Annotated in this window: 18 protein-coding genes; 15 read left to right on the forward strand and 3 right to left on the reverse strand. The window is 61.8% G+C overall.

The window, feature by feature from the left end; genetic code table 11:
- The first annotated feature begins 58 nt into the window (after positions 1 to 58).
- The 10 genes from ACZ5WW_RS24975 (at position 59) to ACZ5WW_RS25020 (ending at position 13,965) form a co-directional block, all read left to right on the forward strand.
- On the forward strand, positions 59 to 1,510 hold the full coding sequence (locus ACZ5WW_RS24975) for a hypothetical protein (RefSeq protein WP_377164089.1): 1,452 nt from the start codon (positions 59 to 61) through the stop codon (positions 1,508 to 1,510).
- The gene (locus ACZ5WW_RS24980; RefSeq protein ID WP_377164091.1) at positions 1,507 to 2,601 is read left to right on the forward strand and encodes a dihydrodipicolinate synthase family protein; all 1,095 of its coding nucleotides are present in this window, start codon (positions 1,507 to 1,509) and stop codon (positions 2,599 to 2,601) included. The genes ACZ5WW_RS24975 and ACZ5WW_RS24980 overlap by 4 nt, the downstream gene beginning before the upstream one ends.
- 8 nt (positions 2,602 to 2,609) lie before the next feature.
- Entirely contained in the window at positions 2,610 to 3,401 is a 792-nt protein-coding gene (locus ACZ5WW_RS24985; RefSeq protein ID WP_377164093.1) for a Kelch repeat-containing protein, read from the forward strand.
- A gap of 16 nt (positions 3,402 to 3,417) precedes the next feature.
- Positions 3,418 to 4,827, forward strand: coding sequence for a hypothetical protein (locus ACZ5WW_RS24990; protein ID WP_377164095.1), 1,410 nt, complete (start codon positions 3,418 to 3,420; stop codon positions 4,825 to 4,827).
- A gap of 78 nt (positions 4,828 to 4,905) precedes the next feature.
- Positions 4,906 to 5,676, forward strand: coding sequence for a hypothetical protein (locus ACZ5WW_RS24995; RefSeq protein WP_377164097.1), 771 nt, complete (start codon positions 4,906 to 4,908; stop codon positions 5,674 to 5,676).
- Between the two features lie 106 nt (positions 5,677 to 5,782).
- Positions 5,783 to 6,514: an HpcH/HpaI aldolase family protein gene (locus ACZ5WW_RS25000; protein WP_377164099.1), complete on the forward strand. Its 732-nt coding sequence runs from the start codon at positions 5,783 to 5,785 to the stop codon at positions 6,512 to 6,514.
- Positions 6,511 to 10,215: a DUF1553 domain-containing protein gene (locus ACZ5WW_RS25005; protein WP_377164102.1), complete on the forward strand. Its 3,705-nt coding sequence runs from the start codon at positions 6,511 to 6,513 to the stop codon at positions 10,213 to 10,215. Before ACZ5WW_RS25000 ends, ACZ5WW_RS25005 begins: the two co-directional genes overlap by 4 nt.
- Positions 10,216 to 10,228: 13 nt before the next feature.
- The gene (locus ACZ5WW_RS25010; protein ID WP_377164104.1) at positions 10,229 to 11,506 is read left to right on the forward strand and encodes a DUF1501 domain-containing protein; all 1,278 of its coding nucleotides are present in this window, start codon (positions 10,229 to 10,231) and stop codon (positions 11,504 to 11,506) included.
- 216 nt (positions 11,507 to 11,722) lie between these two features.
- A complete protein-coding gene (locus tag ACZ5WW_RS25015) occupies positions 11,723 to 13,105 on the forward strand; it encodes an NAD(+)/NADH kinase (RefSeq protein WP_377164106.1) in 1,383 nt (460 codons plus the stop codon).
- Positions 13,102 to 13,965, forward strand: coding sequence for an MBL fold metallo-hydrolase (locus tag ACZ5WW_RS25020; protein WP_377164109.1), 864 nt, complete (start codon positions 13,102 to 13,104; stop codon positions 13,963 to 13,965). The genes ACZ5WW_RS25015 and ACZ5WW_RS25020 overlap by 4 nt, the downstream gene beginning before the upstream one ends.
- A gap of 57 nt (positions 13,966 to 14,022) precedes the next feature.
- Here the strand turns inward: ACZ5WW_RS25020 and ACZ5WW_RS25025 are convergent, their stop codons facing one another.
- The 3 genes from ACZ5WW_RS25025 to ACZ5WW_RS25035 all read right to left on the reverse strand — a co-directional run bounded on the left by ACZ5WW_RS25025 (position 14,023) and on the right by ACZ5WW_RS25035 (position 18,405).
- Entirely contained in the window at positions 14,023 to 15,837 is a 1,815-nt protein-coding gene (locus tag ACZ5WW_RS25025) for a phosphoethanolamine transferase (RefSeq protein WP_377164111.1), read from the reverse strand.
- 260 nt (positions 15,838 to 16,097) lie between these two features.
- Entirely contained in the window at positions 16,098 to 16,535 is a 438-nt protein-coding gene (locus ACZ5WW_RS25030; protein WP_377164113.1) for a rhodanese-like domain-containing protein, read from the reverse strand.
- A gap of 154 nt (positions 16,536 to 16,689) precedes the next feature.
- Entirely contained in the window at positions 16,690 to 18,405 is a 1,716-nt protein-coding gene (locus ACZ5WW_RS25035; RefSeq protein ID WP_377164115.1) for a phosphoethanolamine transferase, read from the reverse strand.
- An 855-nt stretch (positions 18,406 to 19,260) separates the two neighbouring features.
- Between ACZ5WW_RS25035 and ACZ5WW_RS25040 the strand changes: the two genes are divergently transcribed.
- Genes ACZ5WW_RS25040 through ACZ5WW_RS25060 form a run of 5 tightly spaced genes read left to right on the forward strand, consistent with a single transcriptional unit; the run spans position 19,261 to position 23,430 of the window.
- Positions 19,261 to 19,656: a prepilin-type N-terminal cleavage/methylation domain-containing protein gene (locus tag ACZ5WW_RS25040; RefSeq protein ID WP_377164118.1), complete on the forward strand. Its 396-nt coding sequence runs from the start codon at positions 19,261 to 19,263 to the stop codon at positions 19,654 to 19,656.
- On the forward strand, positions 19,656 to 20,264 hold the full coding sequence (locus tag ACZ5WW_RS25045) for a type II secretion system protein (RefSeq protein ID WP_377164120.1): 609 nt from the start codon (positions 19,656 to 19,658) through the stop codon (positions 20,262 to 20,264). Before ACZ5WW_RS25040 ends, ACZ5WW_RS25045 begins: the two co-directional genes overlap by 1 nt.
- Before the next feature lie 24 nt (positions 20,265 to 20,288).
- On the forward strand, positions 20,289 to 20,699 hold the full coding sequence (locus ACZ5WW_RS25050; RefSeq protein ID WP_377164122.1) for a type II secretion system protein: 411 nt from the start codon (positions 20,289 to 20,291) through the stop codon (positions 20,697 to 20,699).
- An 11-nt stretch (positions 20,700 to 20,710) separates the two neighbouring features.
- Complete coding sequence (locus ACZ5WW_RS25055) at positions 20,711 to 21,235, forward strand: prepilin-type N-terminal cleavage/methylation domain-containing protein (RefSeq protein WP_377164124.1); 525 nt, start codon at positions 20,711 to 20,713, stop codon at positions 21,233 to 21,235.
- Between the two features lie 20 nt (positions 21,236 to 21,255).
- A complete protein-coding gene (locus ACZ5WW_RS25060; RefSeq protein ID WP_377164126.1) occupies positions 21,256 to 23,430 on the forward strand; it encodes a GspE/PulE family protein in 2,175 nt (724 codons plus the stop codon).
- Positions 23,431 to 23,439: the final 9 nt, after the last annotated feature.

Here is a 23,439-nt window from a genome sequence, read left to right on the forward strand (position 1 = left end):
TATCGCTCTCGGAGCAAAAACGCTGACAAAAATCTTGTGGAAGCTGGGTATTAACCCAATGCGCCTTTTTCTGCTCTCTTTGTTCATCGCAACCTCTGCGGCTGTTGCTTCGGCTTCAGATCTTCATGTGGGCGCGGCCACCGTTGACATCACGCCAGACCGCCCCGTGGCGCTGGACGGACAAATGCATGTGCGGATCTCTGAGAAACCCGAAACTCACATCTATGTCACCGCACTGGGACTGGAGTCGCGCGAGGGAGACCGGGTGCTGGATCAGGCCATCATGATTTCCTGCGACATCGTGGCCATCCGCGAGGGGCTCATCAAGCTGGTCCGCGAGAAGGCCAGGGACAAGCTGCCTGGATTTGATCTCAACAAGCTCTTCCTCAATGCCACGCACACTCACACCGCGCCGGTGACGATGAAGGGGGATCGCTACAGCCTGCTCGGCAAGAATGTGATGCTGCCGATGGAATACACCGACTTCCTGGTAGATCGCATCGTGGCGGCTGCGGCGCAAAGCTGGGAGCAGCGCAAGCCCGCCAAAGCAGGCTGGGGCCAGGGACAGGCCGTGATCGCTCAGAACCGCCGTGCGACCTACGCGGATGGAAGCGCGAAAATGTACGGCCCCACCAACGTGCCGGAGTTTCGCGGCATCGAGGGCTATGAGGATCACAACCTCGAAGTGCTGTTCTTCTGGGATCTCAACAACAAGCTCATCGCCACGGCGGTGAACGTTCCATGTCCTTCCCAGGAAGTCGAGGGGCTCAAAGTGATCCACGCCGACTTCTGGGATCCGGTGCGCCGCCAGTTGCGCGAGCGTCATGGCAAGGATCTCCACATCCTGGCCTGGACCGGAGCCGGAGGAGACCAGGTGCCGCGCCCGATGTATGGCAAGGCGGCGGATGAGCGCATGCGCCGTCTCCGCGGCCTCACACGGCTGGAAGAAGTCGCCCGGCGTGTCGTGCGTGGCTGGGAGGAGGCGTATGAAGGTGCCAAACTGGAGCCGGTGACCGGCGCGGTGTTGCAGCACCAGACGAAGAAGATCGACCTGCCCTGGCGCAAGGTGACTGAGAAGGAGCTGGCCGATGCGCAGAAGGCCGTCGAGCAATACAAGGATGATCCCAAGGAGCAGTGGAAGTACCTTTGGAACCAGGGCGTGGTGGACCGCTACGAAGCTGAAAAATCCGGGAAGGCAGGTGTCTTCCAGATGGAGCTGCATGCCCTGCGCCTCGGGGATGTGGCCATCGCCACCAATGAGTTTGAACTCTTCACCGACTACGGCGTGCAGATGAAGGCCCGCAGTCCTGCAGTGCAGACCTTTCTCATTCAGCTGACCGGCTCGGGCGGCTACCTGCCGACACCGCGCGCCGTGGCCGGAGGCAGCTACAGCGCCATCATTCAGAGCAGCCGGGTCGGCCCCGAAGGCGGCCAGGCGCTGGTGGATGAAACCGTGAAAGCCTTCAACGATCTGTGGCCTGCGCCAGAAACCACCAAAGCCGGCAAATGAAGTCGTCAGCCCATCACCTTTCACGGCGGCAGCTCCTCGGCACTGCGCTCTCCGGTGCCGCAGCGCTTTGGAATGAACAGCGACTGCACGCTGCCGATGCCGACCCGCGAGTGCGCGGACCGTTTCCGATTCTCTCGACACCCTTCACGGAAAGCGGCGCGGTGGACTATGAGGTGCTGGCGAATCAGGCACGGTTTGTGGACTGGGGCGGATGCCCTGGCATGATCTGGCCGCAGTCTGGCGACAGCGTGGACCTGCTGACGATGGAGGAGAAACTGCGCGGCATGGAGGTGCTGGCGGAGACCTCGCGCAGCTTCAAGACATCAGCGCTTTGCCTCGGCGTGCAGGGCAGGGACACGGCGGAGATGCTCGTCTATGCGCGCCATGCGGAAAAGCTCGCGCCTGCAGCCATCATCTCGCGTCCGCCAGACTCGGGACGCACAGAGGAGGACCTGCGGCAGTACTGGCGTGCACTGGCAGAGGTGGCGCAGCGCCCCGTCATCTTTCAAACGACAGGCGGCGTGGCTTACAAAGGGCCGGTGCCGTCCGTGAAGCTCATGATCGAGCTGGCAAAGGAGTTTCCACACTTCGGCTACATCAAGGAGGAGGCCGCGCCGATCATTGCCCGCACGCGCGAGTTGTGTGCGGCGAAACCGGTGATCCGCCGCGTCTTCAGCGCCCGGGGAGCTCATGGCTGGCTCTTCGAGTCCCACCTCGGCACCGAGGGCCTCATCACAGAGCGTGCGGTGTATGCGGACGTGCTCACGCGGCTCTGGCAGCTCATGGACAGCGGCCAGGACGCCGACACGGTGCGCGACATCCACGCGAAACTGCTGCTGCTCTTCAACCTCGGCCAGCATCTCCCCGGCGGCGATCTGCGCGGCTTCCAGCTCCATCTGTGGAAGAAGCGCGGTGTGTTCAAAAACATGATCTCACGCCAGTACGGCCCCGGGCGCAGCATTCCGGACAAACCCATCTTTGCCGAGCTGGCGCTCACGGCCGACGAGATCGCGGAGATTGATTTCCGCTTTGAAACCTTGAGGCCGTATTTGAAACCCAATCCACCGCGCTTCGACGCCGCCACCCGATGACCCTGTACATGAGGCTTCTCCTTTTCGTGTCCGTTCTTTGCGGCCTGCACGGCCTTCGTGCCGCTGATGACTTTCATGCCACGGCCTGCGAGGGCGCCTACCCGCGCCATCTCCAGGGCATCTGCACCGATGGCAAGGGCTGCATTTACTGGTGCTGGACCGATGCGCTGGTGAAGACCGACGCCAACGGCCATGTGCTCAAGAAAGTGCCTGTGGCCAATCATCACGGAGATCTCTGCTACCATGACAGCCGCGTCTACGTGGCGACGAACCTCGGAAAGTTCAACCAGCCTGCCGGTGCGGCGGACTCGTGGGTCTATGTCTATGATGCCGACACTCTCGCGAAGCTTGCGAAGCATCGCCTGCCGGAACTGGTGCACGGCGCGGGAGGCATGGAGCATCACGACGGAAAATTCATCGTCATCGGCGGGCTGCCGCCCGGGGTGAACGAAAACTACCTCTACGAATACGACGAAAATTTTCACTTTCAGAAACGCCACGTGCTCGCCAGCGGCTACACGCTCATGGGCATCCAGACGGTGGCCTATGCCAATGGCGCGTGGTGGTTTGGCTGCTATGGCAAGCCTGCGGTGCTGCTGCGGGCGGATGAAAAATTTCAGTTCACCGGCAAATGGGATTTTAACGCCTCCGTTGGAATCGCACCGATCAGCGGCGGCCGCTTTCTCCTGGCCCAAAACACGGTCATCAAAGGCGACGATGGCAAAACCAAGGCCAATGAGGCCCGTGTCGTCATCGCACGCCCCGACGAAAAAGCCGGGCTGATCATCGACAAGCCATGAACGCATTTGCCCCACCATGAAAACCACGCTCCTCTTCTGCCTTGCCCTTTTGCCCATCGTCACGCTGGCGCAGGACAAAGTCTTCAAAGCCGGTGCCGCCACCAGCAACATCACTCCGCCGATCGGCATGACGATCGTGGGCAACTTTGCTCCGCAGCCCATCTCAAAGCAGGTGCACGACGAGCTGCATGTGCGCTGTCTGGCGCTTGATGACGGCAAGACGAAGCTCGTCTTTGCCGTGGCGGACAATCTGCATCTGGCACGTGATGTCTGGGACGAAGCCAGGAAGAAGCTGGAAGCCGACACGGGAATCCCGGCCTCTCACATGATGTTTTCCTCCACCCACACGCACTCAAGTGTGTCGGTCATCAACAACAAAGATGCCGGGTTCGACTACCGCAGCCTCGTCATCTCCCGCGTGGTGGATGGCGTGAAGCGCGCGCTGAACAACCTGGAGCCCGCCCGCATCGCCTGGGGCACGGGCAAACTGCCGCAGTGGGTCGGCAACCGCCGCTGGATTCTGAAGGAAGGCGTCACCAATCCCAATCCGTTTGGCGGACAAGACCGTGCTGTGATGAATCCGAGCAGCATGCTCATTCCGCGCCTGGAAGGCCCCGCCGGCCCGACGAATCCCGAGGTCTATTGCCTCTCCCTGCAGGCCACTGATGGCCGCCAGATCGCACTGATGGCAAACTACTGGCTGCACTATGTCGGCGGCGTTCCACGCGAGGATTTGTCGGCAGATTATTTCGGCGAGTTCTGCCGTCGCATCGAGCAGTCTCTCGGTGCGCCGTGCGTTGGCCTCCTTCCCAACGGTCCCTGCGGTGACGTGAACAGCAACGACTACAGCGGCAAGACGCCCGCGGTGAATTACAAGCCGTATGAAAAGATCAAAGCCGTTGCAGGCGACCTCGCGCAGGAGGTGCTGCGTGTGCACAAAAACCTCAAGCATCAGGACTGGGTGCCGCTTCAGGCAGCCGCCAGCGATCTGGAGCTCGCCGTGCGCCGCCCGACTCCGGAGATGGTCAAGTGGGCCGAAGCTGTGCTCGCCAAGCCGAAAGACGCCGCGCCTGTGCACCGCCTCGAACAACCCTATGCCGAACGTGTGATGGAAGTGAAGAGAGCCAAGCCCGACACGATCCAGGCCTACCTTCAGGCCTTTCGCATCGGCGGTCTCGGCATCACGTCCATTCCTTTTGAGGTCTTCACCGAGACAGGGCTTGAGATCAAAGCAAAGAGCCCCTTCAAAGACACCTTCACCATCGAGCTTGCTTCGGGCAGCAACGGCTATCTCCCCACACCGCGTCAGCACGACCTCGGCGGCTACGAGACCTGGCTCGGCACCAATCGCGTCGAGCGCGAGGCGTCCGTCAAGATCACCGCCAAAGCCCTGGAACTGCTGCAGAGCGTGCATGCCGCGCCATGAAACCCAGCTTACCAACGCCGCGCTGGTGTGCGTTGAACTGCGAATGAACAGAACGTGTTTGATTGGAAAACAACCCGAATGAAGTCCTTCCTTTATGCTCTCCTCATGCTCGTGTGCGGTGCTCTCCCCACCTTCGCGGCGCCACCCATCACCTGCCAGGCCGAGGCAAGCGGGCATCTCCAGGGATTCGATGCCGATGGCTCGTTCATCTACTGGTCGATGTTCACGAATCTCGTGAAGACGGACTTTGCCGGACGCGTGGTTGCCGAGCGGCCTGTCGACCCGCATCACGGCGACTGCTGTGTGCACGACGGCAAAGTCTATGTGGCGACGCAGAACCGCACGAAGGAAAGGCGCGGCGTGTTTATCAATGTCTATTCTTGTGACGACCTGCGGCCAGCGGGAGAGTTTACGATCAACTTTCCCTTTGAGGGCGGGATCGACGGCATCACCTATGCGGACGGTTTCTTCTACGTGGGAGAGGGGAAGCCGAAGGACAGCGTGCAGCCTTTCAACTGGGTGCACAAGTTCACGCCTGAGTTCGTCGCCGTTGATAAGATCAAGGTTCCCGGTCAAACGACGTATGGCATTCAGACCATCACCTTTGCCCACGGATTCTTCTGGCTGGGCACCTACAGCAAGGAGCGAACCTACCAGTGCGCTCCCGACTTCAAACTCGTCACGCACCACGAAGTCGACATCTCTGTCGGTGCCTTTGCCCTGCCGAAAGGCCCCGGCGGTGAGCCACGGCTGATGGTGGCCAGAAACATCAAGAAGGAGAACGGTCTCTGGACGGCGTCGGCTGCTCCGGCGATCCTGAAAGATGGACGGCTCGTGATGGAAAAGTAGGCTCCGCGAGAAATCACGCGCTCGACATCAGCAAGGGCCGCAAACTCTGGCGGGCATGGTTTTACAAACGAGCATCGATTCCTCTTCAACCTCTCCCCCATTCCTCATGCAAACCGAAGCACGCAGCTCTGACCTCCAACTCGGCACCTGGTTGCAGACGGGATCTCCCATTGTTGCCGAGCTCGCTGACCTGAGCGGCTTCGACTGGTTGCTCATCGACCTTGAGCACGGCTGCGGCACGGAGGCGGCGGTGCTTTCACAGATCCAGGTGATCCGCCATGCTGCCGCCATCGTCAGGGTCGGCGCACCGCATCCTGAACTCATCGCGCGTTCGCTGGACTGGGGAGCCGCCGGCATCATGGTGCCGATGGTGTCCACCGCAGAGAAGGCGGCCGCCTGTGTGCGTGCCATGCGCTATCCACCGCATGGTGACCGCGGTCTGGCTGGCATGGTGAGGGCGTATGATTACGGCCTCCATCGCGACATGCCGAAGCCTGTTTTCTATGCGCAGATCGAGACCATCGAAGGCGTGGAAAACGCGCGGGCCATTGCCGCCGTGGAGGGTGTGGATGTGCTCTTCATCGGGCCGATGGATTTGAAACTCCAGCTTCAGTCCTACCCGGAGCGCGCCCGTCACGACTTTGCCGCCTGCCTGCGCGAGGTGGCGTCTGCTGCCCGGGAGGCTGGCAAGGCCTGTGGTCTGCTCTGCCGGCAGACGGATGATTTTTCGGAGCTGCAGGCACTCGGCTTCACCCACCTCGCCATCGAGACGGACATCACGCTCCTGCGTGAGAGCTACCGCAACGTCATTCAACCTCTTCGCGGAAAGAAAGCATGAATCTGAGAGCCCTGATGGTGTTATGCGTCCTGTGGCAGGCCTCAGGCATGGGGCTGCACGCGAATGATGGCAGGCCGGTGCTGCAGCTGGACTTTGGGCAGGAGGAGTCGGCTCCGTTGATCGCAGTGGGCGGCGTGGTGCGGGATCAGGCGGGACCGCGGCCGCCGGAGTTTCCGGACTTTGAGGCGGACAACACGGCCATTCAGCTGCAGGGCAAAGGCTCGCGCTACGAGATCAAGGACACGGGGGCGCAGAGCCCGTTCGATTTCACGAATGGCGACGCCATCACGCTGGAGACGTGGGTCAAGGTGGACAAGATCAGCCCTGGACAGCCGGTGTATCTGATCGGCAAGGGACGCACCAACTCGCCGCATTTCGCGCGCAACAATCAGAACTGGTCGCTGCGGGTCATCGGCGGGAGCGAGGGGCTGGCGCACCTGAGTTTTCTTTTTGCCAGTGCTCCTGCGCCCGGTGGTGGAAACACCTGGCACCTCTGGAATTCGGCGGCGTCCTTTCAGGTCAAAACGGGCTGGCATCATGTGGCGGTGGCGTACGAATTTGGCAGGCCGGAAACGATGCGCGGATGGATCGACGGCGTGGTGACTGATGGAGTCTGGAGCGTGGACGGAGCCACCACGAAGGCACCCGTGGTGGATGATGACGATGTCTGGATCGGCTCATCGCTGGGCGGCAGCGCGGGGAACAGTCTTCAAGGCTTTCTGGATGGTCTGGCCATCCATCGCCGCGCTCTGGGTGATGCGGAGATCGCCAAACATTGCCGGCGCACGGGCGGCCCGCTGGTGGTGCTGCCTGAGAAACCGGCGATGCCAAAGCTGGGGCCAATCGCCGATGGAAAGGTGCTCGTGCAATTTAGTGAAGGGCTCTCCGCCTTCAACCGCTGGCCCGCCAAGGCGGAACTGCCGGCGGAGACGGACCGCTGGATGAGCGATGCGTTTCTGCTGCCGCGTGTGCCGCTGCGCTACGATGACTGGGGCATCCGCTCGGAGTGGAAATCCCCGCTGCTGCTGCGGATGGCGGCGGATGTGGCGCTGCCAGAGGGATCGCGGCGGTTTCTGCTGCGGGCGCGTGCGCTGGCCCGGCTGTGGGTGGATGGCGTGATGGTCGCCGAGACGAAACCAGCCGATGGTAGCACGCCAAACGGACACGATGACGTCACACCGCTGGCGACGCCACCGCTGCCTGGTCTGCGCGTGAAGGACTATCATCATCAGGAGGTGTTTGGCACGGCGAAGCTTCGCGGAGGCAAAGGGCGCATTGTTTTGGAAGTGGTGGTCGGTGGAAAAAACCAGCGCACTGAAACCGGCGAGCTGTGCGTGGCCATCGAGACGGAGGACGGGAAGTCGTTTTCCATTCTCCGAGCTGGCAGCAAGCCCGGTCTGGCATTGACCGATGCAGCGGTGGAGCCTGTGCTGGCGCACATGGAGAAAGCCCTGTCTGATCTGGATGACACTCATCGGCGGACTGCCGCACGCTCGCGCGATGCATTCTGGCAAAAACGCCACGACCTCGCCCGCGAGTGGGTGGCGCAAAATCCCGCGCCTGCTCCCCCCAAGGGCGGTCATCCCATTGATGCCTTCATCGATGCGAAGATCGCCGCCGCCGTTGCATCCAACGCCGCTGCGTCCGGCGACTCGGGCGCTTTTCAAAAAGACATCCTGCCCATCCTCCAGGAAAAGTGCTTCCGCTGCCACGGCGAAAAGGACAAAGGCGGGCTGAAGCTGACCTCGCGAGCAGCGGCATTGCACGGAGGCGATTCGGAGATTCCCTCGATCGTGCCGGGCAAACCGGAGGCCAGCGAGATGATTGTGCGCCTGCGCTCGGAGGACGATTCGCTCGTCATGCCGCCATCGGGCGAACCGCTGGGCAAGGCGCAGATCGAGAAGCTGGAGACGTGGATTCGTGATGGAGCCGTCTGGCCCGCCACGCCGGTTGCACCCGAGAAGCTCGCCAGATCAGCGCTCACCAGCGACGAGGCCTTTCTCCGCCGCATCAGCCTCGATCTGATCGGCCTGCCGCCCACGGCGGCAGAAGCGCGTGCATTTCTCGCTGACTCCGCGCCCGACAAACGCACGCGCCTGATCGAGCGCCTGCTCTCAGACGCACGCGGCGCGGAGCACCAGATGGCCGACTGGCTCGATGTGCTCGCAGAAAATCCGACGCTGATCAATGCCTCGCTCAACAGCACCGGGCCGTTTCGCTGGTTTCTGCTCGATGCGTTGCGCGACGGCAAGGGGCTCGACCGCATGGTCACGGAGCTGATGATGATGCGTGGGGATGTCGGGCGTGGCGGCAGCGCGGGATTCGGTCTCGCCGGAGAGAATGACGCGCCCTTTGCCGCGAAGGGCCACATCATCGCCTCAGCGTTTCTGGGCATCGAGCTGCAGTGCGCACGCTGCCATGATTCGCCCTACCACAGCACCACGCAGCGCGATCTTTATTCGCTCGCAGCGATGCTCTCGCGCAAGACAGTGACGGTGCCCGCCACGAGCCGTGTGCCCGCCGGTTTCTTCGAGAAGAAGGGCCGCGAATCTCTCATCAAAGTCACGCTCAAGCCCGATGAGCCCGTCAAGCCCGAGTGGCCCTTTGCCACCGCCACGGGCACGGCTGATGGGAGCCGCATCGACCTCCTGATGGACGATCCGAAGGACACGCGGGAGCGTTTTGCCGCACTCGTCACCGCGCCGGAGAACCGGCGCTTTGCGCGTGTCTTTGTGAACCGCACCTGGAAGCGGCTCATGGGCGCAGGCTTTGTCGAGCCCGCCCACGACTGGGAAGGTCGTGATGCCAGCCACCCTGAGCTGCTCGACTGGCTGGCCGCTGATTTTGTCGCCCACGATTATGATCTCCGGCATCTGCTGCGGCTCATCGTGACCTCCTCCGCTTATCAGCGCGAACCCACGTCTGACAACCTCGCCGCGCTGCCAGCCAACGAGCGATTTTTCAGCGCGCCAGGGCGGCGTCGGCTCACGGCGGAGGAGATCGTGGATTCGCTGCACGCCGCTGCTGGAAAGGCCATCGACTCCGAGGAGATCACCTTCGTCCATGATGGCCGTCACGCGCTGGAACGCAGGCAGACACTCGGCGTGCCGCGGCGCGCGTGGATGTTTGCCAGTCTGAACAACGAACGCGACCGCCCGAGCCTGGCCCTGCCTCACGCGCAAACAACGGTGGACGTGCTGGAGGCCTTTGGGTGGAACGGCTCGCGGCAGATGCCCATCTTTGATCGCCCCACGGACCCAAATCTTCTCCAGCCTGGCATCCTCGCGAATGGCACGCTGGTGCAAGCGCTCTCCCGCGCCTCATGGCGCAGCGAGTTGGCCGATCTCGCGATGCAGGCGCAGTCGCCCGAGGCGCTCATCGAGGAAGTCTTCCTGCGCTTCCTCAGCCGCAAGCCGCGTACGGCGGAGCGCGATGCCTTCCTGCCCGCGCTGCGCGAAGGCTTCGCCACGCGGTTCGTACCTGCCGCCGAGCAATCCACGCCCCAAGCCGCCGAACCACTGCCACAGGTGACGTGGCTGAATCACGTGAGTCCCGAAGCCAACTCCATCCAGATCGAAGTCGAAAATCGTGTCCGCCAAGGCCCGCCGCCTGACCCACGACTGCGCAGTGCCTGGCGGGAGATTTACGAAGACCTCGTCTGGAGTCTGATCAATGACCGCGAGTTTGTGTGGAAACCTTGAACATGCTTTTTTGATGAAACGCCGTCACTTCCTCAGCTCCACCGCCTCGCTCGCAGGCGCAGCTGCGTTTTCCCGCCCGCTCATCGCCGCACCGGCGCCTCCGCTCATCCAGGGCAAGGCCGAGCACGTTATCTCCATCTGGCTCGGAGGTGGCATGGCGCAGACGGACACTTTTGATCCCAAGCGGCGCGGCGATCCCAAGGCAAAGAAGGCAGGCTCCTACTATGACTCCATCGACACGGCGGTGCGCGGCGTGCGTGTGTGCGAGCATCTTCGCAGGCTCGCGCCGCTCATGGATCGCGTGACGGCGGTTCGCACCGTACATCACGATGTCATTGATGAACACGCCGCAGCGACCAACCGCATGCACACCGGCCGGCCGATCAGCGGTACGATCAGCTACCCCTCCATCGGCTCGATCATTACCCACCAGCGCGGCCCCGCCTCAGACAAAGCGCCGCCATATGTGCTCATCGGCTATCCGAACGTCACTCGTGGTCCCGGATTCCTCGGTGCGCAGTCCGGGTATCTCTATCTCACGGACACCAGCCGCGGCCCGGCAGGTCTCTCCCGCCCGCCCGATGTCAGCACCGCACGTCAGCAACGCCGGGGGCAGTTCCTCTCCGCGCTGCAAGCCAGCGCACCACCGACCAGCGACCCGAGGCTGAAGAGCTACGATGCCGCCATCGAGCAAAGCCTGAGGTTCAGCGGCCCGGCGTTCAACCGCGTCTTCCAGCTTGATGAAGAGCCCGCTGTGCTGCGCCAGAGTTACGGTGGCGAGTTTGGCCAGCGCTGCCTGCTCAGCCGCAGGCTGGTGGAGCAGGGGGTGCGTTTTGTCGAAGTCTCCCACAACCTGAACTTCCTCAACGGCACCGGCTGGGACGCGCACAATCAGGGCATCTTGAAACAGCACGAGCTGATCAAGGAACTCGACGGCGCCGTCGCCGCGCTCATCACCGATCTCGAAAGCCGGAGGCTGCTCGACAAGACAGTCATCATCATCACCACCGAGTTCGGTCGTCCGCCCGAGTTTGACGGCGGCGGTGGGCGCGGACATCAGGGCAGCGCCTTCTCCTGCGTGCTGGCCGGAGGCGGCCTGCGACACTGCGGAGCCTGGGGCGAGACCGATGACCTCGCCAAAAAGATCGTCACAAATCCCGTCAGCGTGCCCGATTTTTTTGCCACCATCTGCGCCGCCGTCGGTGTGGATTACACCGCCAGCCTCCACGACGGCGACCGCCCCGTGCCGATCACGGATCAGGGCAGTCCGATTGCATCACTGTTCGCTTAGCGGGCACAATCAGCGCGCAAAAGTGAGCCTGCCGCGTGCGCAGGCTGCACTCGGCATGAGTCTTGCGTTTCCTGCTCAACCCCGTCTAATTCCAAAAAACAGCCCAGGTGCACTTTGGGTTTCAATCTGCAGCGCGCTTCCGTGAGGAGAGCGTGCGGACTTTGCAGGAGGGCTTCTGGCTGCTTGCACTCGTTTGGAGCGCTGGCAGGGTGAGGGATGCCGAAGCGTATTGCTATTTTTGGAGGCAGCTTTAATCCCCCCGGGAACCACCATGCTGCCATCGCGGCGCGGCTGGCGCAGGAGTTTGACGAGGTGCGGGTGATCCCGTGCGGACCGCGGCCGGACAAGCCGGTGACGGACGGTGTGCCTTCGGTGTACCGGGCGGCGCTGGCGGACATTGTGTTTGGCGGCCTGGCAAAGGTGACGGTGGACCTTTCGGATTTTGAGCAGGAGACGTTCACACGAAACCATGAGCTGCAGCGGCGCTTTGAGGGCGATGGAGAGCTGTGGCATGTGGTGGGGGCGGATCTGCTGACGGGCGGCGCGCGTGGCGAGTCGCTGATCCAGCGGACGTGGGCGCGGGGGCTGGAGCTGTGGCAGCAGGTGAACTTTGCCGTGCTGAAGAGGCCTGGGTACACGCTGGAAGCGGGGGATCTGCCGCCGCATGCGCGGGTGATCGAGCTGCTGGTGGAGGGCTCGAGCACGGAGATCCGCGAGCACCTGAGCCAGGGGAAGTGTGTGAGGAGTCTGGTGCCGCCGAGGGCGGAGGCCTACCTGGCACGCTATGGCCTGTACCGTGCGCCGGTGCCGGGGAACTGGGCGCGGGGGACGCTGGAGGGGGCGAAGTTTTTCCTGCAGGCGGATGTGGAAAACCCGAGGGTGCAGGAGCTGAGCACGCTGCTGGAGGGCCGGCACGTGGAGGCGCGCGAGGCGGATTTCATCAATGTGATCGGCGGGGACGGGGCGATGCTGCGGAGCATCCGCGAGCACTGGCGCACGCGGCTGCCGTTCTTTGGCATCAATGCAGGCCACCTGGGATTCCTGCTGAATGCGCGGGAGCAGGTGACGGCCAATTCATTTCCTCCGAGCGATGTGATTTTCCGGCAAATGCCGATGCTGTTCCTGGAGTTTGAGGATGAGGAGGGGCGCAGGCACCCGGCGCATGGGTTCAATGACTCGTGGCTGGAGCGTGCGACGAGCCAGTCGGCGTGGCTGGAGATCACGGTGAATCATGTGCGCCGGATTCCGAAGCTGGTGTGCGACGGGGCGCTGGTGGCGACGGCGGCGGGCTCGACGGCGTATGCGCGGAGCATGGGGGCGGCACCGCTGCTGGCGGACACGCCGGCATGGCTGCTGGTGGGCTCGAACGTGCTGCAGCCCGCGCACTGGCGCAGCGCGCTGCTTTCACCGGACACGACGGTGGAGATCCGGAACATCGACCCGAAGCACCGGCCGGTGCAGGCGTATGTGGACGGGCTGAGCATGGGGCGCGTGGTGGCGCTGCATGCGCGGATGTCGCGTGCGGCGGCGGCGGAGCTGGTGTTTTGCGCGAGCCATGACATGGCGGAAAAAATCGCCGCGATCCAGTTTGGCGCATGATCACGGCCTTCCAGAAAGATGAGGCGCTGCTGGCGGACATGGAGGCCGCCACGCTGGACGAGGACACGCTGCATGTGTGGTGGCTGGGGCAGAGCGGATTTCTGGTGCAGTGGGCGGGCGAGAGGCTGCTGTTTGACCCGTACCTTTCAGATTCGCTGACGGAGAAGTATGCGGCCACGGACAAGCCGCATGTGCGGATGACAGAGCGGTGCATCGACCCGCGGCGGCTGACGGGTATCAGCCGGGTGACGGCGAGCCATGTGCACACGGATCATCTGGATGGCGCGACGCTGGTGCCGCTGGCGGAGGCAAACCCGGGCTTCCGGCTGTATCTGCCGCACCCGATCATCCCGGAGGCGCAGAGGCGGCTGGGAGACAGCCCTGTCACCTATTGCGGGATGGGGGACCGGGACGTGTATTTTGAGGGCCGGTGGGAGCTGCGCGGGGTCATCGCCAAGCACAACGAGGTGCTGCGTGACGAGGCCGGGAACTGCCACTGCACGGGTTTTTTGGTGAAATGCGGGCCGTTTACGATCTACCACAGCGGGGACACGCTGTGGCATGATGACATCGTGAAGATGCTGAGGCAGCACGCGTGCGATGTGATGCTGCTGCCGATCAACGGCAACAGGCCGGAGCGGCGGGTGGCTGGAAACCTGAACGGCACGGAGGCGGCGGCGCTGGCCAAGGCGGGTGGCGCGGGCCTGGTGGTGCCGTGCCACTACGAGATGTTTGAGTTCAACACGGAGACGCCGGAGGAGTTTGTGGGCGCTTGCGAGAGGCTGGAACAGCCGTGCCGCGTGATGCGGTGCGGGGAGAGGCTGGAAGTGAGAAGGAGCGCAGCTACGGCAGCCTGCTGATGCGCTGAACTGCCCACCCGTGAAGGCACATGGGCCTTGCGGGGGGAGACATGCCCATCAAGGGCGGGTCTGGGCGGCCGGCTGTCCGCCAGTTGCAATCTGCAGTGTGGCGGCCGCCGGCTGCTGCGGCAGTGCGCGGGCCGCCTCTCTTCTGGCGGGGAATTGTTTGTCGTAGTCCACAATGACTCCACGGGTGCTGCAGACGATGCGTGCGCCGGGGGTGAAATGAGCGGAGGCCGCGCTCCATTCCTTTTTAAAGTCCGGGCAGGAGAGGCCGCCCATGTCGAGGAGGGTATGAAAGGTGCAGGAGGCGCTGAAAGGGGTGTTGCGATTGGCCTCCAGGGAGCTGACCCTTTCAGGGTGTGCCTGGGCGTAGCTCGGGGAGAGCCACATGAGCATGGGAATTTCCACGACCTGCGGGGTCACGGTGCCGTGCATGAATTTGCCAAAGATGGATTTGGAGGTGTTTTCACCGTGGTCTGAGAGGTAGCACAGCCAGGATGAGGCCTGGGTCTGCTTCAGCTCGCCGATGAGGGCATCGAGCAGGACATCAGTGGCGCAGATGGTGTTGTCATAGGCGTTTTGCACGAGCTGGAGGTCCTCTGGGGCCGTCTCCAAGCCGCTGAGCAGGCGCAGCATGGTGTTCATGACGGCCTTGCCGTCTGCCGGGAAGCGGGCCGACTCGGGTGGGTAGCGGGCAGGGTAGGGGCCGTGGCTGCCGATGGTGTGGAGCACCAGCAGCACCTTGGACTCATTGCGGTGCAGGATGTCGTGCACCAGCGGCAGCAGATCGGCGTCATGGGCGGCCCGATAGGCGCCTTTGCCTGCGGCATCGAATTTTCCTCCCAGAAAGACGGCTTCGTCTGCCTCTGCGGAGAAAATGGAGGTGAGGGTGTCAAAGGTGCCATGTTTTTTCTGGGCGGAGAGCCAGTAGATGCGAAAGCCGGCCCTCTTGTAGGCGGAGAGGATGCTGGCCTGACGGGTGGCTTCGAGCACCTGGCCGGGCGGTGTGGCGGTGAGAATGGCCGGGACGGCCATCAGCGTCATCGTGGCTGTGCAGGAGACGTCGCGGAATGAGAGGAGGCCGGGGGTCTTTTCCAGGAGAGGGGTGGTGGGACGGTCGTAGCCATAGAGTCCGAAGCAGCTCTTGGTGGCGCTTTCTCCGATGACGAGCATGTGCACCTGACGGGGGGATTCGTCGAGGAAGCCCGGCTCCTGAGCGATGGGCAGGTGCTCGGCCAGGTCTTTGCGGTCATGGACGCGGGAGCGTATGTCGAAGGCCTCATGAGCACAGCGGAAGGTGGAGTATGGAAAGGTGTTCATGAAGCTCACCCGGAGCTGCGCCATGCAGGCCGAGGGTCCTCCCTGGAGCAGGTCGCCAGCCGGGGGGAGCAGCAGCGCGGCGAGGACCACGGTCCGCCCCCAAGGCCCCAGCCGCAGATCTGCGGGCACCCGTTTGTGCACCGTCCAGACGTAGCAGGCGGCCAGCAGCAGGGTGCCTGCCACGGCGTAGATGATGTAGGCCTGAAAGACTGCGAGTTCTGCCTGGTTGGATTCGATGAGCGCGAGCAGCAAAAAGGTGCTGGGCAGGCTGAGGAGGGCGTAGAGGGAGAGGAGGGTGGCCGGGACCAGCAAGATCAGCGGAGATGCCAGCCAAAGCATGCGGCGGACGCGCACCCCAAAGACGCAGGGGAGCAAGATCAAGGCGAGCCCGAGCAGCCAGAACTTCAGGATAGCCCAGCTAAAAACGGGGACCAGGGCGGCGATGAAGTTGGGCAGATTGATCAAATTGACCGCCAGAAACACCGAAAACCACGCGTGGCCATTTCGCAGCAAGGCATGGCGCAGAGGGGATGATTTGATAAAATCCATATAATTTATAATTTATATATGGGTTTAGTCTTTATCAATCGAATGTTTGTGGATGTGTCCCATTAAGATCCCCAAAATAAAGGCCCGGGCATGAGGTGGAGGGCTGGTGACAAAACGAGGTTTGCCCCGGCCGCTGAGCCGCCTCTTTTGAGCCGTTTCTCTTCCTCTGCAGCTGTGAGGGGACTCGGGGAGGGGCGGTCCATCAGCAACCGCCTATTTGGCGGGTGCGCTGTGGTGCCGCCTGGCGCTGGTGCACGGGCTTACCGTGCCACGGCCTGACCGCTGGCGACCCAGGCGTTGAAGCCGCCTTTGAGGAGCAGGATGTTTTTGAAGCCCATCTGGTGCATCTTGACGGCGATGAACTGGGCCCGGCCACCGATGGCACAGTGGACGATGGTGGGACGGGTTTTGTCGAGCTTGTCCAGGGCGTCGAGGGTTTTCTGGCTGTGGAAGTAGTCGTGGTTCAGGGAGTTGAGGATGTAGCCGCGGGTGTGGCGCTCGTCCTCGGTGCGGACGTCGATGATCTGGGTGTCCGGGTGATCGACGAGCTGGCGGGTGACTTGCTCGGGGGCGATTTCGTGGACTTCTGGCGGCACCACCACGGCGGGGGGAAGTGCGGGGCTGCCTGGGGGCTCGGCGGTGAGGGCTGCTGTGCCGAGGCTGAAGAGCAGGAGCGCTGACAGGAGGCGGGTGTGCATGAGGTGTGGAAATGTACCTCCTACGAGGCGAGTTGGCGAGCAGAAGTCATGTGCACTCGTTGCCCGACGGGCGACCACCCTGGGTGTGATGACTCCAAGGGGGGCTGGCAGTCAGTCTGCAGGTGCTTTTACTGCCCGAATGGAGATGGCCGACTCAGGGAGGTGGCACACCTGTGGCCAGAGTGGCGGTCTTTGCCATGGGCAATGGCTTGTGACTGGCAGCCTGGTGAGAAGAGAATTTTTTGTCATAATCGACGAGGGTGCCGCCGGAGTCGCAGACCATGCGGGGGCCGGGGGCAAAGCGGGGGGAGGCGGCGCTCCACTCCGGTTTGAAGGTGGAGCAGGAGATCCCTCCCATGTCCAGCAGGGTGTGAAAGGTGCAGGCTGCGCTGAAGGGGGTGTCCAGGTGGGATTTCAATCCGGCGACTTTTTCGGCATGGGTCTGCTCATACAAGGGGGAGACCCACATGAGCATGGGCACTTCCACGATCTGCCGGCTCACCATGCCATGCATGAATTTTCCGGTGAGGGACTTGGAGGTGTTCTCCCCGTGGTCGGAAACATAGCACACCCATGAGGAGGCCTGGATTTTCCTGAGGTCATTGATCAGATTGGCGAGCAGGAAGTCCGTGGCACAGATGGTGTTGTCGTAGGAGTTCTGGGCGATTTGGAGATCTTCGGGATCTGTGGAGGTGCCTGAGGCAATGCGAACCAAAGCATTGATGGCGGCTGTTTTTTCCGCAGGGAAGCGTTCCATCTGAGGGGAGTAGCGCACGGGGTAGGGGCCATGGCTGCCGATGGTGTGAAGCAGAAAGAGCACCTTTGGCTCTTTGCGCTTGAGAATGCCACGCACCAAGGGCAGCAGGCTGGCATCTGTGGCGCCTTGGTAGCCACCATTGCCGACGAGGTCGAATGAGCCGCTCTTGAAGACGGACTCGTCTGCGTCGCCAGAAAAGATGGAGGTGACGGTGTCGAAGGTCCCATGCTTTTTCTGTGAAGAGAGCCAGTAAATGCGAAAGCCCGCTTTCTTATAAGCAGAAAGGATGCTGGCCTCGCGGGTGGCTTCCAGCACTTTGCCCGTAGGCGTGGGGGTGAGCAGTGCTGGCACGGCCACGAGGGTGAAAGTGGCGGTGCAGGAGACGTCTCGGAAAGGCATGAGGCCGGGGGTGTTTTCCAGCAGGGGAGTGGTCTGCCGATCATAGCCGTAGAGTCCAAAGCAGCTTTTTGTAGCGCTTTCTCCGATGACCAGCATGTGGACCTGACGCTGCTGCTCATCACGGAATGCCGGTTCCTGGCTGATGGCCAGCTGTTCCGTCACGTTTTTGCGGTTCTCCACCCGGGAGTGCATGTCCAAGGCCTCATAGGCACTGTATATCGTGGAGGAGGGGAATGTGGCGAGGAGGTGCTGCTCGACGCTGGCAACGCTGAATGCGGGGCCTTTCGCGATCAAATCTGACAAGGCTGGGATGAGGAGGGTGAGAACCACCAGGGTCCGTGCAAGCGGTCCCAGGCGGAAGCTGGCTGGGACGCGCTTTTTGACAAACCAGACATAGAAGATGACTAAAAGCAGGCTGAGCGCTCCGGCGTAGAGGGTCTGCCCCTTCAGTGCGGAGAGCTCCGTCTGGTTGGTTTCGAACAAGGCCAGAAACAGGAACGTTGTTGGCAGGTTGTTGATGGTGACGAGGCAGATGAGGCAGGCGGGGACCATCAGCACCAGCGGCAGCGCCAGCCATAGTAAGAGACGGACTCGCAGGCAAAAGACGCAGGGCAGCAAGATCAAAGCCATGCTGAAAGGCAGGAGCTTTGCAGAGGTCCAGGCAAAACTGGGGACGAGGCAGGCGATGAAATTAGGCAGATTGACCAAACTCACGGCCAGAAAGATCGAGATCCAGACCGTGTGATCTCTGAGGACTTCTGTGGTCAGGCAACTTTTTAAGGTTCTTTTAATTTCCATATTAGATAATAAAAACCAAAATTCAGGAGGCGGCAAACTGAATCAGACGGGGCTGTTCTTTCAGTGCAGAAACAGAGCTCAAGTGATGATGCCATGGATGTGCATGAGCATGGCATCAGTGGCGGATGCACTGCGGCACTGTGCCTAGAGTCGTGAGCTGGGTTTTCAGTGAAGTGGGATTTCAGGGCTTCTGACAGCGCTTCACTGAGGGGGGAAGCACGATGCTGACGATGGACTCGACGGTGGCTTGCTAGGGGGGAGGAGGCTGAAGGGTAAAAATGCTGGTGGTCCGTGGGTTTGGAATGAGTGAAAGCGGGAATTTGCCTCTGTGAGGACACTGTCGGCCGTTAACTCCAGTCTCAGAGTAACAGATTCCTTATTTTTGATGCCTTTAATAATTTTCACATGAAAATTGAAGAGGCGGGGCTGTTAAACCGGTTTTTTGACCGCTGCAAAAATTAGGGCGAAATGGCCTTAGCAGGGTGGCTTAACCGGGCTCTCAGAGATGAGATTCCGCAGATACTTTGCCCGTATTCGAAAAAAAGACGAGGTCGTGTTGTAGCGCGCCAAGTAGCGGTTTTAGCTAGGGAAAACGAATTCGGCGATTGAAACAGAGGCTACTAGATTTCCTGCAATTGTAAAAAATATGAAAATAATTATTGAATCTATCTTTGTAATAAACTACAATTTCCATAATTCGAGGCTGAGCAACTCCACAAAGCTGAGCACTTCGAACTAACACCAACAGCCAAAACACACACACAACACACTATGAAGAACATCAAGATCAACCCCTCCCGCAAGGCTGGCTTCAGCCTCGTGGAAATGCTCGTCGTCATCGCCATCATCGGCATCATCGCCGCGATCGCGATCCCGAACATCGGCAACCTGAACGACAGCGCCAAGACCGCCGCCGCCAAGCGCAATGCGCAGACCGTCTCCTCCGTGCTTAACGCCGCCATCGCCGCTGGTGTTGACACCTCGGGCTGGACCACTGCAAACCTGCTCGACAAGGCCCAGACTGGCGTGAGCCCCCTCACGGGTGCCTTCGCCGGCAAGACCTTCACTTCCGGCCCGATCAACGACACGGAAGAGTCTGCTGTGGCCAACTACCTGACCTGGGACGACGACAACAAGCAGGTCAAGTATGATCCAGGCACCTACTAATGCTGGTGCTGACGCGCCCGGCACTGGGGTTTGAACTCAGTTTCGGACGATTCACGTCCGCCGGGGAGGTTGACTCCCCGGCGTTTTTTTTGCAGCAGGGAAACAGGGCGTTGCTGGTTATGACAATGACATTTCGCAGACAGAGAGAGGCAGGATTCAGCTTTGTTGAGGCAATCTTTACGATTGCGATCATCGGCATCATGTCATCGATCGTGGTGGCGGCGATTTCGAATGCCTCACGGGATGCGAGCCGCGTGATGGCGCGGCAGCAGCAGGCGTCTGTGCAGAGTGCGCTGACTGCGTGGGTGATGGCGCAGATGCGCGTGAGCAGCAATTCGGCCCAGTTTCAGAGCCTGGAAAACATTCGTGTGGCCTACAACGCCATGTCCGTCAGCCAGCGATTTGATCAGCTGGTGCCGAAACCAAATTCCTCAGACCCGAACCGGCGCGCCGGTTTTCTAGACCAGACGACGGCGGACCATTTTGCAGATTACACGTCGAACGCCAGCCAGCTGCAGACACTGGCTTTGTACAATTCGCAGCAATACCTGACGCTGCCCGACTGGCAGACGGGTGATTTTCCCCATGTGGACCTGGTCAACATGTAGCGAGGCCGAGTACCCAATTCATTCATGATGAAAGCCCTACTTCCAAAGCTCCGCTTTTCCCTGCGAGGTTTCTCGCTGGTGGAGATGATGGCGTGTGTTTCGATCATCGGCATCATCGCTTTCATGGCGATCCCCTCCGTGACCCGCATGCGGGGTGACAGTGAGCGGAATCTGGCGATTGCGCGCGCGGAGTCGCTGAACCTGGCGCTGGCGAGCTACATCCAGGTGCGCGGGCGCACGCAGGCGGCGCTGGAGTGGACGGCGGCCTCTTCACCGGAGGCGAAGTACCAGCTGCTGAAGTCCTACCTGAGCTTTGCGGAAAGGGACCTGGCCACTTTTCTGCCGTCCGGATACAGCCTGACTTTTCCGCTTTCGATCACGCCCATGACGAAGGCGACGCTGTCCAACCCGACCGGCGCGACCATTTATTACTGACCGACTCTGGCATGACGCCCACCCTACATCGTGGAACACGAGCCTCTTTCCTGCCCGCCGGCAGGGATGGGGGCTTTTCCATGTCTGAGATGGTGATGGTGATCTGCATTCTTTCGGTGCTGGCCGGGATCGCAGTGCATTCTTTCAGCCAGTTCCTGACGGGGGGCAAGGATGCGGTGGCGGAGGCGCGGCAGGAGACGCTGAACCAGGCGCTTTACCGGTTTGCCCAGCAGAACTACGAGCTGCTGTTCACGGCGCAGAGCGGGTCTGTGACGGACGAGATGCTGGTGCTGCGGACGCTGCAATACCGCGATCCGAACAGCAACCGTGCGCAGTCGGGCTCCCCGTATGTGGACCCGAGGTACAACCCGATCTCTTCGAGTGATGCGGACGTGCACCGTCTGCGCTGGACGGGGAGCCTGTTTGAGCTGCTGAAGCCGGGGCAGAGCGGCATGGGGCTGCTGATGAATTTTGAAGGCAGCGATTTCACCACGGCATTTGTCTTTCCGCCGAACTTTCAAATGGCGGGACGCTGATCCTGCCCAGCTAAAAACTCATGGCCGCCACCCTCCAGATCCCGACCAACCCGCTCACACCAAAATCCTTTGGTGCTGCGAGTAATCCGCCAAGCACGATAGTTGAGGCGAGGCAGTCGGCGATCCTGGCGATCCAGTCGATCGAAGGACTGGCGCTGCAGCATGGGATGCTGCCGGTGACGCTGCTGCGTGAGAGCTGCTCTCCGGATGCGGAGAGGCTGATCCGGAAGCTGGGGCGGGTGCCGTACGTGGCGGACCCGTGGCTGCCGGTGAGCACGATCGGGCCGCTGCTGGTGATGGCGCACCACAACCCGCGGGCGGGGGATCTGTGGGGGGTGCCGCACTTTTTTACGATCCGGGTGCTGATCACGCAGGAGCAGTACCAGAACACGCGGAAGGATCTGGTGCAGCGGTTTGGCCAGATGCCGATCTCGCAGTCGAATGCGATGGAGCAGCTGCAGCCGCCGGTGTTTTCTGACCTGGGGCTGGATGGCACCTTCCAGTGGCTGCTGGAGCATTACCCGTATGAGCCTGCCGAGATCACCAAGCTGAAGGGTTTTTACGATGCGCAGAAGGGCAAGGCGGAGTCGCTGGGCATCACGCATTTCAATGTGGTGCAGCGGAACATGGGCATCGCGCTGCAGCATCTGGTGAGCGGGTGCCGCACGCTGGTGTACAGCGCCACGGAGGCGCAGAGGCAGAGCTTTTTCCCGATCCCGCTGCTGGAGCGGCACAATGTGTACCCGCTGTACATCGGCAAGCAGGTGGTGTTTTTGCTGAGCGAGAGCAGCGACTGCTACGCGTTTGAGGACGAGTGGCTGTCCATGGGGAATCCGGCGGTGAAGATCGTGCCGGTGCTGGCGGATCTGGCGAGCATCCGGGAGGCGATCAACCGTGCAGGGGCGACGTTTGACCCGAGCGCGGTGGCCACGATCGAGGGGGCGGCGCTCTCTGTGGCGGATGATGCGAGCGTGGTGGAGATCTCGCCGGAGGACATGGGGCGGATCAATCCGCAGAATCCGAACCATGAGCCGGAGCAGCTGGTGCAGTGGGCGCTGTTTACGGCGATCCGCTGCCGGGCCTCTGACTTGCACCTGGAGAAGTTTTACAGCTTCACGCGGTTCCGTGCGCGCATGGACGGGACGATGAAGACGATCATGACGGCGCCGGAGAGCCAGCTGAACCGCTATGTGGCGCTGCTGAAGAACTATGCGGGGATGAGCCAGAACCGGCAGGAGTGCCAGGACGGGCGCATGGCGCTCTCGATCGGGAGACGGCGGGTGGATGTGCGTGTGGCGGCGGTGCCGACGCGGCGTGAGTTTCAGAAGGTGATCATGCGCTTTCTGGACAAGCAGGACGGGGTGAAGCGCCTGTCGGATTTCAATCTCTCACAGCGCCAGATCGACATCCTGACGCGGACGATGCAGCGTGACCAGGGGCTGGTGCTGGTGACGGGGCCGACGGGCTCCGGCAAAACGACGACGCTGTACGCGCTGCTCAACAGCGTGAACGACGAGAGCGTGAACATTCAGACGATCGAGGACCCGATCGAGTATGAGATCGAGGGCATCAACCAGACGCAGACGAACAATGCGCGGGGGCTGGACTTTGCGAACGGGCTGCGTGCGCTGCTGCGTGCTGACCCGGACATCATCCTGATCGGTGAGTCGCGAGATGCGGAGACGGCGGGCGCGGCGGTGAACGCCTCGCTGACGGGGCATCTGGTGCTGACGACTTTGCATGCGAACGATTCGCTGCGCGCGGTTTCGCGACTGCTGTCGATGGGGGTGGAGAAGTACCTGCTGGCAGACTCCCTGGCGCTGAGCCAGGCGCAGCGTCTGGCGCGGAGGCTGTGCAGCTACTGCAAGCAGCCGATGCAGGCGCCGCAGGATGTGCAGGACCTGCTGGCGAAGCAGGCGGTGATCTCGCAGCCGCTGACGACGCCGATCTACACCGCACGCGGGTGCGACGAGTGCCACGGCACCGGCTATTCGGGACGTGTGGCGCTGATGGAGCTGTGCGAGGTGAACAACGAACTGCGCGACCTGGTGGAGGAAGGCGCGCCGCTGAGCGCGATGCGTGCCGCCGCGTTCAAGAACGGATTCCGCTCGCTCTACCAGGAGGGGCTTCAGCAGGTGATCGGCGGGCATACCTCGCTCGATGAAATCAAATGTCTCAGCTACACCGCCATGTAAGGCGGGAAT

Source organism: Prosthecobacter fluviatilis (assembly GCF_055388355.1).

Excerpts from the sequence above, each read along its gene's own strand:
- ACZ5WW_RS25005 (WP_377164102.1), top strand. The coding sequence starts at position 6,511 with ATGAATCTGAGAGCCCTGATGGTGTTATGCGTCCTGTGGCAGGCCTCA.
- ACZ5WW_RS25010 (WP_377164104.1), top strand. The coding sequence starts at position 10,229 with ATGAAACGCCGTCACTTCCTCAGCTCCACCGCCTCGCTCGCAGGCGCA.
- ACZ5WW_RS24975 (WP_377164089.1), top strand. The coding sequence starts at position 59 with ATGCGCCTTTTTCTGCTCTCTTTGTTCATCGCAACCTCTGCGGCTGTT.
- ACZ5WW_RS24985 (WP_377164093.1), top strand. The coding sequence starts at position 2,610 with ATGAGGCTTCTCCTTTTCGTGTCCGTTCTTTGCGGCCTGCACGGCCTT.
- ACZ5WW_RS25030 (WP_377164113.1), bottom strand. The coding sequence starts at position 16,535 with ATGCACACCCGCCTCCTGTCAGCGCTCCTGCTCTTCAGCCTCGGCACA.
- ACZ5WW_RS25055 (WP_377164124.1), top strand. The coding sequence starts at position 20,711 with ATGACGCCCACCCTACATCGTGGAACACGAGCCTCTTTCCTGCCCGCC.
- ACZ5WW_RS24980 (WP_377164091.1), top strand. The coding sequence starts at position 1,507 with ATGAAGTCGTCAGCCCATCACCTTTCACGGCGGCAGCTCCTCGGCACT.
- ACZ5WW_RS25045 (WP_377164120.1), top strand. The coding sequence starts at position 19,656 with ATGCTGGTGCTGACGCGCCCGGCACTGGGGTTTGAACTCAGTTTCGGA.
- ACZ5WW_RS24990 (WP_377164095.1), top strand. The coding sequence starts at position 3,418 with ATGAAAACCACGCTCCTCTTCTGCCTTGCCCTTTTGCCCATCGTCACG.
- ACZ5WW_RS25025 (WP_377164111.1), bottom strand. The coding sequence starts at position 15,837 with ATGGATTTTATCAAATCATCCCCTCTGCGCCATGCCTTGCTGCGAAAT.
- ACZ5WW_RS24995 (WP_377164097.1), top strand. The coding sequence starts at position 4,906 with ATGAAGTCCTTCCTTTATGCTCTCCTCATGCTCGTGTGCGGTGCTCTC.
- ACZ5WW_RS25015 (WP_377164106.1), top strand. The coding sequence starts at position 11,723 with ATGCCGAAGCGTATTGCTATTTTTGGAGGCAGCTTTAATCCCCCCGGG.
- ACZ5WW_RS25040 (WP_377164118.1), top strand. The coding sequence starts at position 19,261 with ATGAAGAACATCAAGATCAACCCCTCCCGCAAGGCTGGCTTCAGCCTC.
- ACZ5WW_RS25020 (WP_377164109.1), top strand. The coding sequence starts at position 13,102 with ATGATCACGGCCTTCCAGAAAGATGAGGCGCTGCTGGCGGACATGGAG.
- ACZ5WW_RS25050 (WP_377164122.1), top strand. The coding sequence starts at position 20,289 with ATGATGAAAGCCCTACTTCCAAAGCTCCGCTTTTCCCTGCGAGGTTTC.
- ACZ5WW_RS25060 (WP_377164126.1), top strand. The coding sequence starts at position 21,256 with ATGGCCGCCACCCTCCAGATCCCGACCAACCCGCTCACACCAAAATCC.
- ACZ5WW_RS25000 (WP_377164099.1), top strand. The coding sequence starts at position 5,783 with ATGCAAACCGAAGCACGCAGCTCTGACCTCCAACTCGGCACCTGGTTG.